A 16,210-nucleotide genomic window follows, 5' to 3' on the forward strand; every position below is an offset into this window, starting at 1 on the left:
GCCGTCGGAACGTCCAGGCAAAGCGTCGGGCAAATGGCTGTTCATGGCCGGTCTCACCCGCTGAGCCATGACGCCACATAACTGCCGCTGGCGCCCCGAAATATTTTTGAATGGCGGCTAACGGCGGAGTCGGCGAGCGCACGGAGTCGGCCAGGAGCGGCCGTTCGCCATGACGTTCACACTGTCATTCGGGAGACGGCTTCGCTTTGGAGCAGCCCTTCGGCGGGACCCTGGCCCAAAGGACGAACCCGGCTGGCGCGTGGGCGTGGCATTGCTCTTGAAACCACGACGCCAACCGATCGGTTCGACGCATACAACGCCTGTTGTCCCGCATCCCGATCCGATAATCCGCGCAGCCACTGGATGGGAGCATCAGCGGGATGGCTGTGCTGCTTAGAAGCGGGTCAGCATGCCGACGGCGCCCATCACCTGATTGCTCGTCGCGGAGTTACCGCCGGCGTTGTACATCACTGCGGTGTTCTTGTTACCGATCGCGTGCTGGTACATTGCTTCAGCGTACAGTTCCGTGCGCTTGGACAGCGAGTAGCGCGCAATCGCGTTGACCTGGTTCCACTTCGGATCGGAGCCGATGTTCGACTTGCTCACACCGTTCAGATGACCGTCCGTGAACGTATCCATGAGGCCGAGAGAGAGCGCCGGCGTCAATGCGTACTTGACGTTCAGTTCATAGTTGTCGAAGTGAACCGAGCCGTTCGACGCCGTCAGGCCGAATGCAGACGTATCCTGGTACTGGCTGTGCGTGTAGACGAAGTTGACCGATGCCGGGCCGAACGTATAGCCGATTCCTGCACCGACCGTGCGCTGCACGTCCGCTGTCAGGTTGCCGCCGCCCGCGGTCGACTTGAACTCGCTGGGGTCAGCCGCAACGTTCTGATTGACTGCGCCTGCAGGGGTACTCGCCGCCGCCGAGCCGTTGATCTGGAGGTAAGCCGCGGCCAGTCGCAGCGGGCCATTGTTGTAGCTCGCGCCGGCACTATACGCACGATCGACCGCGAAACTGGTGCTGTTGCTGAACGCGTACACCCCGCCGAACTTGAAGCCGGCGTAGTCGTTACTCGTGAACTTTACCGAGTTGCTCAAGCGGACAGTATGTTGCAGGTTGTCGTTGTCGTACACGTGCGCGAAGCCTGCGTCGCCAAACGAGCCGGCCGTGCCGGACAGCGGCGCGACGTAGTCGACCATCGAGTCGTACTGGCGGCCCATCGTGAGAGTGCCGTATTGATCGGTGCTCAGGCCGACATACGCTTGACGGCCGAACATGCGGCCACCCTGGCCAAGCGCACCGTTGTTGACGTTGAAGCCGTTTTCGAGCACGAAGACCGCATGCAGACCGCCGCCCAAGTCCTCGCTGCCGCGCAGGCCGAAGCGGCTGCCGCTGATATTGCCGCTTGCGAGTGCGACGCGCGAGCTACCATGGCTGGGGGCACCGTTCTGAACGTTGTTCGTATACGCGATGCCGGCATCGATCAGGCCGTACAGCGTGACCGAACTCTGTGCGTTGGCAGCGGACGCCGCGAAAGCTGCGCAGCCTGCGACAGCAATGGAAATTTTTCTCATTGAATCACTCCAGGTCTTTGAAACGAAGAAAAAACGGCGTGAGTATAAAAAGCTGCGCCCGACAAACGCGCCACATCCGCCGGGTATCTATTTTTCTTGCTCTTTAACGAAAGTGAAGCAATCAAGCTGCGATGCGCTACTGCAGCGTGGGGCGAACCGGAGTGCAGCCCCGATGTGTTTCGATTGCAAGTAGCGCTGTCGCGACGGCTATCGGTCGCGACGTTGATGCACCCCACCGAAGGTGGTCGAGTTTCAGTCGCGACAGTCTACGATCGGTAAATTTCAGGAGCCAGACGTTCGCGAAATAATGATGGCCGGGAATATTTACAGACCTCGTCACATTCCCGTCAAAATGTAGTAACAACGCGGTTTTCAGATGGGTGAAGGATGGGTCGCACGCCGCTGCCTATCCTATTTACACACGCTTTGGCGTTGCGACGATGCGACAGACAGTTGGCCGGCGGCGCACTCCAGAGGTCCGCCTTCAAAAAGGGCGCGGTACGAGGCCATGACCGGGATGACGGGAGTGCCGGGATTGGAGATCGGCGCGGCAGGTTGAGATCTAATCCTTGGCAGCGGAATTTTGTCTGGTGGTCGGATCCTCCCAACCCCAATACGTACCGTAATAGATTGAGTCGGCACGCGCCAGTGATCCGTCCTTTTGCGCCTGAACGAGCTGGTTGTATACGTCATGCCGCGACAATGGCCGCTGTGTCTGCGCGGTGCCGACAGCGGGATTGGTCTGGGTATTCTGCGCGTAAGTGCCCGCGCTCCAAAATGAAGTTGCGAGTGCACTGGCGATGAATATCGAGCGATAAGAGAGTTTGTACATAAGGTTCCTTGATCGAATGAATGGGCACGAAATCCTTCGCCCATGGCGATCGCAAGTCCCGTGAGGGCGGGTTGCTCGAAATGTTCCATGCCACCACACACTTCGTCACGTACGACAAGCCATCTAAAGCGAAATCTATTCGCTGATGCCTATCGAAACATCCGCCTAAAAATGAAGAAATGGTTAATCAAAGCGAAGGACTCTTGAGTACCGATAGCCGAACGGCCGTTTCCCCGACCGGGCCGGATCAAGCAGGTCATCAATATGCTCAGGCTTCACGCTGGAACGCGTTGTGCTTGCCAAGCCAGATGCCCCTTCAATCTTTGCGCTCGGGAGACCTGTCATGCAAACCGGACTCGCCACTGACTTTTCGCACGTCAAGCCGCAGGACACGTCATTCAAGGGCGGTGGGCTGCGCGACTTCTTTGTCTATCGCGATCTGGGGATCGCCAGGGCCACGCAAGGCAAGGTGCTCGCGCAGCTTGTCAGGGCAAATCTTGCGCCGGAGTTGGGCACGGGCTGGCACCGGCATGAGGCGGATTTCCATATCGTCTTCATGCTCAAGGGCTGGGCGCGCTTCATGTATGGCGACAAGGAAACCCTCGTCGAGGCAGGCGACTGCGTGCATCAGGCGCCGGGCATCGCCCATTATCTTTTCGATTACTCGCCTGACATGGAGTACCTCGAAATCGTGAGCCCCGCCGATTTCAAGTCGATTGACGTGGAAGCGCCGTGCGCCGTGCCGGCGCCAACGCCCTGGCAAGCGAGCCCCTGGAGGTGAAGCAGGCGCGCCGCTGGCGTTAAAGCAGGCGCGCCGTTGCGCAGCCACGGCGCGCAAGCCGCTCGCTCGCCTATTTGGGCTGCGTTGCGGCGGCGCGGCTGATCACCGTTGCCGCATGCGCATCGGCTTCGAGCAGCGCGCGCAGGGTCACCTGATCGCCGCAAACGGCCTCCGGCGCCGCGGTACGCCGCGCGCGCGGCTCATGGTCGTGAATGGTCGAGCGCACCAGCGGATAGATCTGCGCGTCCCAGCGGTGGCCATTGAAGACACCGTAATGGCCCACGCCCGTCTGCACATGATGCGTCTTCATATAAGGGCGCAGCCCCGAGCACAGGTCATGGGCGGCTACCGTCTGGCCAACCGAGCAGATATCGTCCTTCTCGCCTTCGATGGTGAGCAGCGCGGTGTGACGGATCGCGTGCGGCTCCACGAGGCGCTCGCCCACCTTGAGCTTGCCGAGTGGCAGCTCGTATTGCTGAAACACCGATCTGACCGTCTCCAGATAGAACTCCGCCGTGAGATCGGACGTGGCGAAGTACTCGCGATAGAACATGTAGAGTGCATCGGCCCGGGTGGGATCGCCCTTCGACCGCTCGTGGCGCATCTCCGCGAGCGAGGCGACATGACGCTCGAGGTTCATCGACATGAATGCACTGAGCTGCACGAAGCCTGGATAAACGCGACGCTGCGCGCCGGGAAATCCGCCTGGCACCGCGCTGATGAGATTGCGCTCGAACCATTCGATTGGCTGACTGTTGGCGAGATCGTTGACCTTGGTGGGATTCACCCGGCAATCGATCGGCCCTGCCATCAGCGTCATGCTCGCGGGCTGCGCGGGCTCGTTGTCGGCGGCCATCAACGAGACGGCCGCGAGCGCCGCAACGGTCGGCTGGCAGATGGCCACCAGATGCGCGTCGGGGCCAATCCGCCGAATGAACGACATGACGTGCTCGACGTATTCCTCGAAGCCGAAACGGCCCGCCGACAAGGGCACGTCGCGCGGGTTGTGCCAGTCGGTGATATAGACGTCGTGATCGGCGAGCATGGTGCGCACGGTGCCGCGCAGCAGCGTCGCGAAGTGTCCCGACATGGGCGCGACGAGCAGCACGCGCGGCTGGGGCGCTGCGAGGTCCTTGCGAAAGTGAAGCAGCGAGGCAAAAGGCGTGCGCTTGACGACGTCTTCGGTCACCGGAGTGCGCACGCCGTCCACCTCCACAAAGTCGATGCCGAACGGCGGCCGCGCATGCGAGAGCCCGGCAAGCTCGATCTGCTCCCACCAGGCATCGAGATAGCGCGTGTCGAATCCGCACGCGAGTGCGGGCCATGTGGCGACCGCCACGCGGGAGAAAGACGCGGCGCCACGCCAGGGCTTCATCAGGTCCGCGAGCGCCTGGTAGGTGGAATAGGCAAGCAGGTTCATGGGTCCAGCTCCCGATTCTCGTGAACGCGAAGAGTCACAGGCAATAGATATGCCAGAGCCGTCCACTGGCACAGTGTTTGCACGTTTTCGGCATGGCGTTGCATGCGCGCGCGAGCGCTCGCGCCCAGGCCGTCGCGGCACGCCACGGCAGCATGGCGCGAGCGCTTCGTGCAACGCGCCGGCTCCGCCGTCCTGCGTGTCGCAAAACGGTGCAGCCCGCGGCGCGAGAGGTGCATGCAGGCGCCATGCGCGGGTTCGGTGCACGCAGGCGCGACTGCGCATCGCTTCCGCGAGCATTGCATCGCATCGCTTCCGTGTCCTTATCGTTCTGGAGCCTCTCATGAGTCAGACGAATACGACCCTGACGATCAGCAGCCGAAACTATTCGTCGTGGTCCATGCGCGGCTGGCTGCTTGCCAGACTCGCCGGACTCGAATTCGACACGGTGACGGTGCCGCTCGACGACGCGGCCACGCGCGCCGAGCTGCTGCTGCTCTCGCCTTCGATTCTCGTTCCCTGCCTGCGCCACGAGGGCATCGTGGTCTGGGACACGCTCGCGATCTGCGAATACCTCAACGAGATCCGGCCGCAGGCGCAACTGTTGCCCGCGGAACGCACGGCGCGCGCGCACTGCCGCTCGGTCTGCGGGGAAATGCATTCGGGTTTCAGCGCATTGCGCTCCGCACTGCCAATGAACCTGCGCGGCCACTTTCCAAACTTTCGCGTCTGGTCGCGCGCGCAGGACGACATCGAGCGCATCGTGACCATCTGGCGCGAATGCCTGCAGAAGTATGGCGGCCCCTGGCTCTTCGGCGAGATCGGCGCGGCCGACGCCATGTATGCGCCTGTCGTCACGCGCCTGCTCACCTATGATGTGCCAATCGACCCCGACATCGGAGACTACTGCATGCGCGTGCTCAAGCAGCCTTACGTGGCCGATTGGATCGCGGCGGCGAAGTCGGAAACCGACGACATCGACGAGCTCGACATGGAATTCTGAGCGCCGCAGCGCACCAATATCGCGCGCGACACCGTGGCCGCCGCTGTCGCCGTAGTTGTTACCGTAGTTGTTACCGTAGTTGTTACCGTAGTTGTTACCGTAGCTGTCACCGCAGTTGTCACATCCGGCACTCACGCCGTCTGCAACATATGCTCGTTGTGCCGAGCGCCTTTTCCGCCGTTCCATCCACGTCGATCGAGGAGTCGGGTGTGTCCATCCGTGTCGCGTTAAACCATGTCACGCAGTATCGCTATGACCGGCTCGTGCGCCTCGCGCCGCACGTGGTGCGCCTGCGGCCCGCGCCGCACTGCCGCACGCCCATCCTCTCGTATTCGCTGCGCGTGGAGCCCGCCGATCATTTCGTCAACTGGCAGCAGGACCCGTTCGCCAACTATCAGGCGCGGCTCGCGTTTCCCGAGCCCACGCGCGAGTTCCGCGTCACGATCGATCTGGTCGCGGAAATGGCGGTCTACAACCCGTTCGACTTTTTTCTCGAACCAGGCGCCGAGCGCTTTCCGTTCACCTACGCGCCCGAACTGGCCGTCGAGCTCGCTCCGTATCTGGCGCGCAGCGAGCCGACGCCGCGCTTCGCCGCGTTCGTCGAGTCGATCGACCGCACACCGCGCGTGACCATCGACTTCCTCGTCGATCTGAACCAGCGCCTGCAACACGAGATTGACTACCTGATCCGCATGGAGCCGGGCGTGCAGACGCCTGAGGAAACGCTGGAAAAGGGCTCCGGCTCCTGTCGCGACACGGGCTGGCTCCTCGTGCAGACGCTGCGCCAGCTCGGGCTTGCCGCGCGCTTCGTCTCGGGCTACCTGCTGCAGCTCACCCCCGACGTCAAGGCGATCGACGGCCCGCGCGGCGCCGAGGCCGATTTCACCGACCTGCACGCCTGGTGCGAGGTCTACCTGCCGGGCGCGGGCTGGATCGGCCTAGATCCAACCTCGGGGCTGCTCGCGGGCGAAGGCCATATTCCGGTGGCCTGCACGCCGGAGCCCAACAGCGCCGCGCCGATCTCGGGCGCGCTCGACGAATGCGAGGTCGAGTTCTCGCATTCGATGTCGATTTCGCGCGTGCTGGAGACGCCGCGCGTGACGAAGCCCTACACCGAGGCGCAATGGGCCGGCATGCACGCGATGGGGGCCCAGGTCGACGCCGCGCTCGCCGGCCAGGACGTGCGCCTCACGATGGGCGGCGAGCCGACCTTCGTGGCGGCGGGCGACCGCGACGCGCCCGAATGGAACACCGATGCACTCGGCCCGACCAAGCGCCGCTACGCCATCGCGCTGATGGACAAGCTGCGCGCGCATTATGGCGCGCTGGGCTTTCTGCATATCGGCCAGGGCAAGTGGTATCCGGGCGAGCAGTTGCCGCGCTGGGCGCTATCGCTCTACTGGCGCGCCGACGGCGAGCCGTGCTGGCGCGAACCCGCGCTCTTCGCGGACGAGCGCTCGCCCGCTCACCACACCGCCGAAGACGCGCGGCGCTTCATCGAGCACCTCGTTGCGAAGCTCGCGGTCGATCCACAGCATGTGCGGCCTGCCTACGAGGACACGTGGTATTACCTGTGGCGCGAGCGCCGCCTGCCCGTGAACGTCGATCCGTTAGACTCGCGCCTCGACGACGAGCTCGAGCGCATGCGGCTGCGCCGTCTGTTCGACACGGGTCTCGACAGCGTGACCGGCTACGTCCTGCCGCTCGCGTGCGAGCGCGCCGACGCACCCGATGCACCCGATGCGGCGCGCGATGCCCCATCCCAGCCCGCCTTGCAGGGCCCGCGCTGGGTGAGCAGCCCGTGGTTCTTCCGCGACGATCGCCTGTACCTGATTCCCGGCGACTCGCCGATGGGCTACCGGCTGCCGCTCGATTCGCTGCCGTGGGTGGCGGCGGGCGACTACCCCTGGCAGCACACGCGCGATCCGTTCGCCGCGCCGGTGCCGCTGCGCAGCGCGGCCGAGCTGCGCATGCAGTACGAGAACGGCTTTGACGCAGCCGCCCAATCGCAGCACGGCGAGCGCGCAAGCCTGGCCGCCGGTGCCGAAGGCGCGGGAAGCGGCAGAAACGGCAGAAACGGCAACTCGACCGACGTCAACCGCTACCCCGAGCGCGGAGAATCCGCCGACTGGATCCACCGCACGGCACTGTGCGTCGAAGCGCGCGACCCCGCGCGCGCCGCGGGGCCGAAAGCCGAAGCCGCATCGTTTGGCCGCGCGCAAGGCCAGTTGCACGTTTTCATGCCGCCGCTCGCCGAGCTCGACGATTACCTCGGCCTGCTCGCCGCCGTCGAAGCCACGGCCGCCGAACTCGCGCTGCCTGTGGTGATCGAGGGCTATCCGCCGCCGCGCGACCCGCGCCTGAAAATGCTCCAGGTCACGCCCGACCCCGGCGTGATCGAGGTGAACATCCACCCCTCGTCGAACTGGGACGAACTGGTCGAGCGCACCGAATTCCTCTACCAGGCCGCGCACGAAACCGCGCTGTCCACCGAGAAGTTCATGCTCGACGGGCGCCACACCGGCACCGGCGGCGGCAATCACCTCGTGCTCGGCGGCGCCACGCCCGCCGACAGCCCGTTCCTGCGCCGCCCCGACCTGCTCGCCAGCCTGCTCGCGTACTGGCACAACCATCCATCGCTTTCATACCTGTTTTCGGGCCTGTTCATCGGCCCGACGAGCCAGGCGCCACGCGTGGACGAGGCGCGCAACGATCAGGTCTACGAACTGGAAATCGCCTTTGCGGAGATACAGCGCAAGGTCGACCTGCTGCATGGCTACGCCGAGGCCGCTGGCGGCGGCGAGCGCGTGCCGCCGTGGCTCATCGACCGCGCGTTGCGCAACATCCTCATCGATGTGACCGGCAACACGCACCGCGCCGAGTTCTGCATCGACAAGCTCTACTCGCCCGACGGCCCGACCGGCCGCCTCGGCCTGCTGGAGCTGCGCGGCTTCGAAATGCCGCCGCACGCGCGCATGAGCCTCGCGCAGCAACTGCTGCTGCGCGCGCTCGTCGCGCGCTTCTGGCAGACGCCGTACACGCAGCGCCTCACGCGCTGGGGCACCGAGCTGCACGACCGCTTCATGCTCTCGACCTTCGTGCAGATGGATTTCGACGACGTGCTCGCCGAAACGGCCGCGGCCGGCTTCGCGCTCGACCCCGCCTGGTTCGCCCCGCACTTCGAATTCCGCTTCCCGCTGGTGGGCGAGTTGCAGACTAGCGGCATCGCACTCACGGTGCGCCACGCGCTCGAACCGTGGCACGTCATGGGCGAGGAAGGCGGGGCCGGCGGCACGGTGCGCTTTGTCGATTCGTCGGTGGAGCGGCTCGAAGTGCGCGTGCTCGGCCTCAACGAGAGCCGCCATGTCGTCAGCGTGAACGGCCGCGCGCTGCCGCTCCAGCCCACCGGGCGCGTGAGCGAGAGCGTGGCGGGCGTGCGTTTTCGCGCGTGGCAGCAGGCGTCCGCGCTGCATCCCACCATCGGCGTGCACGCGCCGCTCACGATCGATATCGTCGATACCTGGAGCGCTCGCGCGATCGGCGGATGCCAGTATCATGTTGCGCACCCGGGCGGCCGCCAATATCAGACGTTTCCGGTCAATGCCTACGAGGCCGAAAGCCGGCGGCGCGCGCGCTTCTTCACGACCGGGCACACGCCAGGGCCGGTGGAAGTGGCGCCCCCCGAGCGCAGCCTCGAATTTCCGTTCACACTGGATCTGCGCCGCGGCTGATTGCGGCCGATAATCCGTCAATAGCGCTAACCGAAGGCGCGTCTCGCGAACGCGGCGCGCCGCCACGACCCACGATCTTGCCGACTCAATCGACCCTGCCGTTCGATTCCGCCGCCAGCGACGCGCTGGCTCTCGAGCCGCTGCGAACGCTGCCGGTGCGCGCCGGACACTGGGACGAGCTGCGCACGGCGGACGGCGAGCTGCGCGAGCCGTGGCGGCAGTTTTTCGGGCTGCTCGGCGAGCCTGGCGTGGCGGGCTTCGACGCCGCCGCGGTATCGGTCGCGCGCCAGGTGCGGGAAAACGACATCACCTACAACGTCTACGCGGACCCAGGCGGCCCTCGCCCGTGGGCGCTCGACGTGCTGCCGCTCATCATCGAGGAAAGCGAATGGGCGCAGATCGAGCGGGGCGTGGCCCAGCGTGCGCGCCTGCTCAACGAGATCGTCGCCGATATCTACGGACCGCAGACGCTGCTCGCGCGCGGCCTGCTGCCGCCCGCGCTGGTGTTCGGCCATCCCGGCTATCTGCGCGCCGTGAAAGGCTTCGTGCCGCCCGGCCGCCAGTACCTGCAGATCGTCGCCCTCGATCTCGCGCGCTCGCCCGAGGGCCAGTGGACCGTCGTTTCGCATCGCACGGAAGCGCCTTCGGGGCTCGGCTATCTGCTCGAAAACCGGCTCATCGTCTCGAGCCTGTTCGCCGAGCCGTTTCGCAGCATGCGGGTGCGCCGCGTCGCCCCCACCTATTCGCAGCTCATCGCCACGCTCGCCGCTGCCGCGCGCGCAATCATGAGCGCGGACGAGCGTGGCGTGAGCGGCGCGTCCCCGCATATCGTGCTGCTCACGCCGGGGCCGTTCAGCGAGACCTATTTCGAGCACGTGTTCCTCGCGCGTTACCTCGGCCTCACGCTCGTCGAGGGCAAGGACCTCACGGTGCGCGAGGACATGCTGTACCTGAAAACACTGGGCGGGCTCGAGCGCGTGCACGCCGTGCTGCGCCGCCTCGACGATACCTTCTGCGACCCGGTCGAACTGCGCGCCGATTCGACCATCGGCGTGCCAGGGCTGCTGCAGGTCATGCGGGCCGGCAACGTCATGGTCTCGAACGTGCCCGGCGCGGGGTTCGTGGAATCACCCGCGCTGCACGGCTTCATGCCCGGCATTGCGCAGGCGCTGCTCGGCGAGCCGCTCGCGTTGCCCGGCGTCGCCACCTGGTGGTGCGGCGAAGACGCGGCCTGGCGCGACGCGCTCGCGCAGATCCCCGAGGCCCTGCTCGTGCCGACCTGGCCCGGCGGCGTGCGCGCATCGTCCGCGCCGCCGGGGCTTGCCGCCGGCGTGCAGACGCTCGCCGACTGGCGCGAGCGTATCGAGCCATTGCCCGACGCCTTCACGATCCAGCAGCCGCTGCGCCACAGCTACACGCCGCGCTACGAAAATGGCGCCGGCATGCTCGGCTCGCGGCCCGCCGTGCTGCGTGTCTACGCCATCGCCGATCAGGAATGCGGCTGGCGCGTGCTGCCTGGCGGTTTCACGCGGCTGGCCGCGGAACATCAGGAATCCATATCGATGCAGATGGGTGGCAGCAGCGTCGATACCTGGGTGCTGTCGAGCCAGCCGGGCTCACCCTTCACCCTCCTGCCGAGCCCGATGCAGCCCGGCGACCTGCGCCGCGAACGTCGCCGCGTGCCGAGCCGCGCCGCGGAAAACCTGTTCTGGGCGGGACGTTACGGCGAGCGCGCCGAAAACGGCGTGCGCCTGTGCCGGCTGATTCTCGGCTCGCTCGAAGGCAGCGACGCTGAAGAGCTGTTCGGCACCTTCGTCGAACTGGCCGTCGCGCATGGCCTCGTGCCGTCCACGGGCAATGAAGCGCGGCGCGGCCTCGACGACTTCGAGCGCGCCCTCGTGGCCAATTTGCACGAACATGCGGGCGCAACGGGAATCGGCCGGACGCTCGCGAGCCAGGCCTACGCGTGCGGCGAGATTCGCGGCCGGCTTTCGAGCGACCATTGGCGCACGGTGCTGGCCTCGCGCAACGATTTCCGCGACGCGCTAGAGGCGCTTTCGCTCGTGCCGGCGCCGCCGCGTCGGGGCGTGGCCATTGAATTCAGGCGCCCCACGCCGTACGACCGCATGGCGCTGATGGACGCGCTCGACGCGCTCGCCACGCAGCTGAGCGCCATCAGCGGCTGCCAGGGCGACCGCATGACTCGCGATCAGGCGTGGCGTCTGCTGTTCGCGGGACGCCATATCGAACGCGTGTCGGCGATGGCGACGATGCTGCGTATCGCCGCGCACGAACGCACGCTCGCGACGCCTGCGGGCTTCGACGTGCTGCTGCAACTGTTCGACAGCACGCTCACCTATCGCTCGCTGTATCCGGGGCGCCTCGAGGTGCCCGCCCTGCTCGACCTGATCGTGACCGACCCGACCAATCCACGCGGCCTCTATGGCGTCTACGCGCGGCTGCGCGCGCGGCTCGACGAAATCGCCCAGGCCGCGGGGGGACCTAAGCGCGAGCCGTTCGCCTCACAACTCGCGCCCATCGAGGCGCTGCCCATGCTGGAGACGCTGTGCGAGCCCGGCGACGACGGCCGCTACCCCGCGCTCACCGCACTGTGCGACAGTCTCGCCGAGCGCATGGCCGCAATGTCGAACGAGATCAGCGCGCGCTGGTTCAGCCACGCCGTGCCGCTCGCTGCGCAGGTCTGGTCATGAGCGGCACGCGCCTCACGGTCACGCATCGCACGACTTATCGCTATTCGACGCTGGTCGAGACCGCGCAGCATCTCGCTACGATCCGACCGCTCGCGCTGCCCTGGCAGCGCGTGCTCGAACACCGCGAACACATCGAACCCGCGCCGTCGTATCAAACGAGCCGCTGCGACGCGTTCGGCAACGAGGTCCTCTACTTCTCTTTCGACGCGCCGCACGACTACCTGCAAATGACCAGCGAGACGAGCGTGCTGCTCGCGCCGCGCTACGCTTCGCTCGATATCGCGGCGACGCCGGCCTGGGAAGACGTCACGCGGGTGCTGCGCTACACGATTGGGGGTGACTTTCATGCGGAGTCCGAATTCTGCTTCGCCTCGCCGAATATCGCCTTGCTGCCCGAATTGCGCGCCTACGCGCTCGCGAGCTTCGCGCCCGGCACCCCGGTTCTGGCGGGCGCGATCGACCTGATGCATCGCATCCACGCCGATTTCGCTTACCGTCCCTCGGCAACGGCGTTCGACACCCCAGCCGCGCGCGCATTCGAACTGCGCCACGGCGTGTGCCAGGACTTCGCCCAGGTGATGATCGGCTGCCTGCGCTCGATTGGGCTCGCCGCGCGTTATGTGAGCGGCTATTTGCGCAACGATCCGCCCGAAGGCGCGCTGCCGATGATCGGCGCGGACGCCTCGCATGCGTGGGTGTCGCTCTATGTGCCTTCGGAAGCTTCTGCTGGCTGGTTCGATCTCGATCCGACCAACGACGTGCTCGCCGACCAGGGCCACGCGACACTCGCCATCGGCCGCGACTACAGCGACGTGTCGCTGCTTCGCGGCGTGATACTGGGAGGCGGCGCGCATCAGGTGGAGGTGGCGGTCAAAGTGAGTGCGGATTGATTCCGGGCGACGAACAGAATGCGGAGTCGCTCCGTTGAGTTCATTCGCGTGCAACACCCCACCGCTCAGTGCGCAGGCCCCTCACTCGCATCCACAACGCGTGCGGCGCCGACAATTGCACCATCATCGGCTTCGAGAAGGACCGCCAGATGCTCGCCGGCGCCCGCGTCGGCACGCAACGTCAGCGCAGCGCCGGACCACTGGCCGATGGTTGCCAGGCTGCGCACGACGTTCGATTCAGTGAGCGTATGTCCCGCGTTCTCGCCGCGCCCGATTGCCGTGACGTGACGCGCGTCGTAGCTGACCAGCAGCACGCGCGCGCTTCCGCTGCCCGGCCCGATGGACACCGAAACGCTGCCGCCTTCGCGTGTGGCGCTCACAGTAGCGGCCGTCACGCCCATGGACTTCGCATGGACGATGGCGGCGCTGGCCGCGGTGCGATTCGAGCCCACCATCTCCGCTTTGCCGTCGATCACCATCTCCGGCGTGTACGCGAAGTCGCGAAACCGCTGGGCGTACTGAGCCTGACGCGCATCGGCGCCATCGAACGAAAACGGATCTTTCCAGCCGAGCTGGTTCCAGTAGGTGACGTGAAACGCCAGCGGCAGAACGTCGGTGCGTGTGTCGCTCAGCTCGGACAGAAAGCGATCGGCCGGCGGGCACGAGGAACAGCCCTCCGATGTAAACAATTCGACGACGACCGGACGCGGCGCGGCGGCGAACGCATGTGAGGCGAGCAGCGCCGCAGCGCTGGCGCAGAGGGCAGTGAGAGAACGGGCCAGCATGTCCTGACTCCAGATGACGACGTTCTCTCTAATTCGCTCGCCGGCGCTGGCCGGTTACAGTTGAAGCGCTTCCGAATAGAAAGTACACCGGGCAAGGTGTTCGCCAACACGATGCCACGCGTCACCGCTGAACTGGGCGCCAATCATGACGCCCGTTCAGTGATGCGGCTGCTCGTCAGGAGGCGTTCGGCGCGGTTGCCGAACTGCGATAGGTTGCATTCAGGTAAAACAGAACCCCCTGAGCGTTCTTGCTCCTCAACTGCACGATTCGATACGCTGCATCGGATGCGTTGTTGATCGCGAGGAAGGCATTGGCAACCGGGCTTGCGCCGCAAGTTCCGGTTCCGGACGCCGTCACCGTCACAGAGGTCGCCCCGGGAGCTACCGGCACAGTCTGCTGATATCCGCAGCCATTCTGATCTTCGGACTGCACGCTAACGCCGGTCATGGTCAGTTGAGTCAGGTTGGCGGCCACCGCAGGGGGCGGCGTGAAATCCACGCTGACCGAGGTTTGCGCGGCAGCCTGTGAGCCGCCCGCCGACAGGAAGTTTGTGATCACGTCGCTGCCCAGGGTCGGCCACGACCCTTGCTTGTACGTATTCAACGCCAGCGTGGCGTCCGCGAAGCGGTTCGGATTCGTGACGCTATATGTCCCGATCGCACTGCCGCTCGCGTTGTACAGCGTAAATTGGTAAACGGCAGTCGGCGGCAGCGAAGCGACGTCCAGTTGGCTGGTGGCCCAGAAACCCCGGGTTGGCGGGGTGAATGTCGCGCCGGATTGCGTCGCCCAGTCCCATCGATATTCGCTCGTGTTGCTGCTGGTCGCGGGCGTGCCACTCGGTTGCGACGACGGCTGCTTGCTTGCGATCGACAGGTAATTCGTGCCGCCGACGGTTGAGGGTTCGAGCCACAGTCCGGCTGCCGGCAGGCCGGGGCCGGCGACGTGCGCATAAGCGATCGGACTGCTGCTGTTCCAGGCAATATTAAGCGTGACGCCCGCGTCGAAGAAGCTTGTGTCGTTGCTGCCATTGCTGTTGGCGAACTGATCGTAAAAGTCTCGATATGTCGTGCGCGTCGCCACTGACAGGTTGTAAGGAAGCTGATTGCCGAGAATGTCCCACGTGCCGGACGGGGTCTGCTGCACCGTCGTATAGAGCGTGTATTGTCCGGAGCTGCCGTTTGCGCTGGACAAGCCATAAGGAACGCCAATCAGCGCGGTGGTTCCAGCAGCGTTCGCCGATACGACATAGGGTACCGAACCGCTGAGGTTGAGGCTGGACGAAGCCAGATCGGGATCGTACTGGGTGACGTTTTTAAAGCCGTTGTCCTCATAACTGGCATCGATCAGGCTGCTGCATGCCGATCCCGTTCCGCCCGCTGCGCCGCACGATTTCAGCGCGGCAGGAAGCGTGCCGAGGTACGTTTCCAGCGAATTGAGGTTGGTGATTGCAGCGGTGCTGACCGCCGGCGCGACCGGTGTGTTCGCCGGCGTCGATGAGCTATTGAGCGTCAGATACGCAGCGCTCTGCGAAGCGGCGCTACTCGGCGTCTTGTAGACGAGATAGGTCGCCGCACCTTCGGGCACGATCGACACGACATCGATCAGCGCATCTGCACCGGTATGGTTCGCCGTGAACGTGGTGCCAATGGGGTCGTAGTTCGCCGGCAACCCGACTGCGCCAAGCAGGTTCGACAGATAGGTGTCGAGCGTAGTCGTGGCACTCTGCACGCTCGCTTTCGTCACGCCGCTGCTCAATGTCGTTGCGGCGCCCGCCGTCACAAAATCCATCGGGTTGCCGTCCGGCGTCAGCAGCGCTGTCAATGCCGTGGTCAACGTCGTGACATTGGCGGTCGAGCTTGCCCCTGCCGCCGGCAGGCTGGCGAGCACGGAGATCATCGTATTGGCCTGGCCGCTCGGATCCGCGGCAACCACGGCAATCGGGGCAGTCAGTCCGCTCGTGACGAGCGTGTAATTGCCATTGCTGTCGGCGGTGGCCGTGGCGGTTTTGCCGTTGACATCGGTAGCCGTGATGGCGGCGTTCGCGACCGGATTGCCGCTCGCGACGGTCCCCTGGATTTGCGCCGCCGCGACTGGCGGCGTTGAGGAATTGCCCCCGCCGCCACACGCCGTCAAAAACGACAGCGCAATTGCGCTGGCAATCAACGTTGGCTTCAAGTCGAATTGCCGAGCTCTGATCTTTTCATTGTTCATGGTTGCATCCCCCGCGGGACTTCGAATTGGGCGAACCCAAAAGTCCCTTCGTTAGCGATATGTCATGTTTATTACAAATTAACTCGTGCGAGGCGGTCTCCCCAATGCGCAGCCTCGCGAGAAAGGCTATTCGGAGCGCAATGGGCCGGCAATACCGCAATTGAAGTATGGCGTTTTCGAACCTGATAAATCAGGCATTGTCTGAACGTCTACCGTTCGGGCACCCGCCGTGCGAAGATGCATTTCGACAGCAAACCGCATTAAACAAAA

10 protein-coding genes are annotated in these 16,210 nt (G+C 65.1%); 5 read left to right on the plus strand and 5 right to left on the minus strand.

The genetic code is table 11. From position 1 onward, the window contains the following. Positions 1–393 precede the first annotated feature (393 nt). Together EYW47_RS29465 and EYW47_RS29470 are read right to left on the minus strand one after the other, a co-directional pair. On the minus strand, positions 394–1,578 hold the full coding sequence (locus EYW47_RS29465) for a porin (RefSeq protein WP_133198361.1): 1,185 nt from the start codon (positions 1,576–1,578) through the stop codon (positions 394–396). Between the two features lie 562 nt (positions 1,579–2,140). Next, positions 2,141–2,410 (minus strand): DUF4148 domain-containing protein, encoded by a 270-nt coding sequence (locus tag EYW47_RS29470; protein ID WP_133198362.1) that lies wholly within the window; start codon positions 2,408–2,410, stop codon positions 2,141–2,143. Positions 2,411–2,753: 343 nt separating this feature from the next. On the opposite strand from EYW47_RS29470, the gene EYW47_RS29475 reads away from it, so the two are divergent. Then, a complete protein-coding gene (locus tag EYW47_RS29475) occupies positions 2,754–3,191 on the plus strand; it encodes a cupin domain-containing protein (protein WP_133198363.1) in 438 nt (145 codons plus the stop codon). Between the two features lie 70 nt (positions 3,192–3,261). Here the strand turns inward: EYW47_RS29475 and EYW47_RS29480 are convergent, their stop codons facing one another. Next, the gene (locus tag EYW47_RS29480) at positions 3,262–4,611 is read right to left on the minus strand and encodes a polyhydroxyalkanoate depolymerase (RefSeq protein ID WP_133198364.1); all 1,350 of its coding nucleotides are present in this window, start codon (positions 4,609–4,611) and stop codon (positions 3,262–3,264) included. Positions 4,612–4,951: 340 nt separating this feature from the next. On the opposite strand from EYW47_RS29480, the gene EYW47_RS29485 reads away from it, so the two are divergent. The 4 genes from EYW47_RS29485 to EYW47_RS29505 all read left to right on the plus strand — a co-directional run bounded on the left by EYW47_RS29485 (position 4,952) and on the right by EYW47_RS29505 (position 12,943). After that, on the plus strand, positions 4,952–5,611 hold the full coding sequence (locus tag EYW47_RS29485; RefSeq protein WP_133198365.1) for a glutathione S-transferase family protein: 660 nt from the start codon (positions 4,952–4,954) through the stop codon (positions 5,609–5,611). A gap of 209 nt (positions 5,612–5,820) precedes the next feature. After that, positions 5,821–9,342 (plus strand): transglutaminase family protein, encoded by a 3,522-nt coding sequence (locus EYW47_RS29495; protein ID WP_133198367.1) that lies wholly within the window; start codon positions 5,821–5,823, stop codon positions 9,340–9,342. A gap of 77 nt (positions 9,343–9,419) precedes the next feature. Further along, positions 9,420–12,053 carry a circularly permuted type 2 ATP-grasp protein gene (locus EYW47_RS29500; protein ID WP_133198368.1) on the plus strand — a complete coding sequence of 878 codons (2,634 nt, stop codon included), beginning with the start codon at positions 9,420–9,422 and terminating at the stop codon, positions 12,051–12,053. Continuing rightward, positions 12,050–12,943 (plus strand): transglutaminase family protein, encoded by an 894-nt coding sequence (locus EYW47_RS29505; protein ID WP_133198369.1) that lies wholly within the window; start codon positions 12,050–12,052, stop codon positions 12,941–12,943. Before EYW47_RS29500 ends, EYW47_RS29505 begins: the two co-directional genes overlap by 4 nt. 65 nt (positions 12,944–13,008) lie before the next feature. Here EYW47_RS29505 and EYW47_RS29510 read toward each other — a convergent pair whose 3' ends face one another. Together EYW47_RS29510 and EYW47_RS29515 are read right to left on the minus strand one after the other, a co-directional pair. Then, complete coding sequence (locus tag EYW47_RS29510) at positions 13,009–13,728, minus strand: DUF1223 domain-containing protein (RefSeq protein ID WP_133198370.1); 720 nt, start codon at positions 13,726–13,728, stop codon at positions 13,009–13,011. 175 nt (positions 13,729–13,903) lie between these two features. Beyond that, the gene (locus tag EYW47_RS29515) at positions 13,904–15,940 is read right to left on the minus strand and encodes a carboxypeptidase-like regulatory domain-containing protein (protein WP_133198371.1); all 2,037 of its coding nucleotides are present in this window, start codon (positions 15,938–15,940) and stop codon (positions 13,904–13,906) included. Positions 15,941–16,210 lie beyond the last annotated feature (270 nt).

It is taken from the genome of Paraburkholderia silviterrae (assembly GCF_004353915.1).
In the GTDB taxonomy this organism is placed as follows: domain Bacteria; phylum Pseudomonadota; class Gammaproteobacteria; order Burkholderiales; family Burkholderiaceae; genus Paraburkholderia; species Paraburkholderia silviterrae.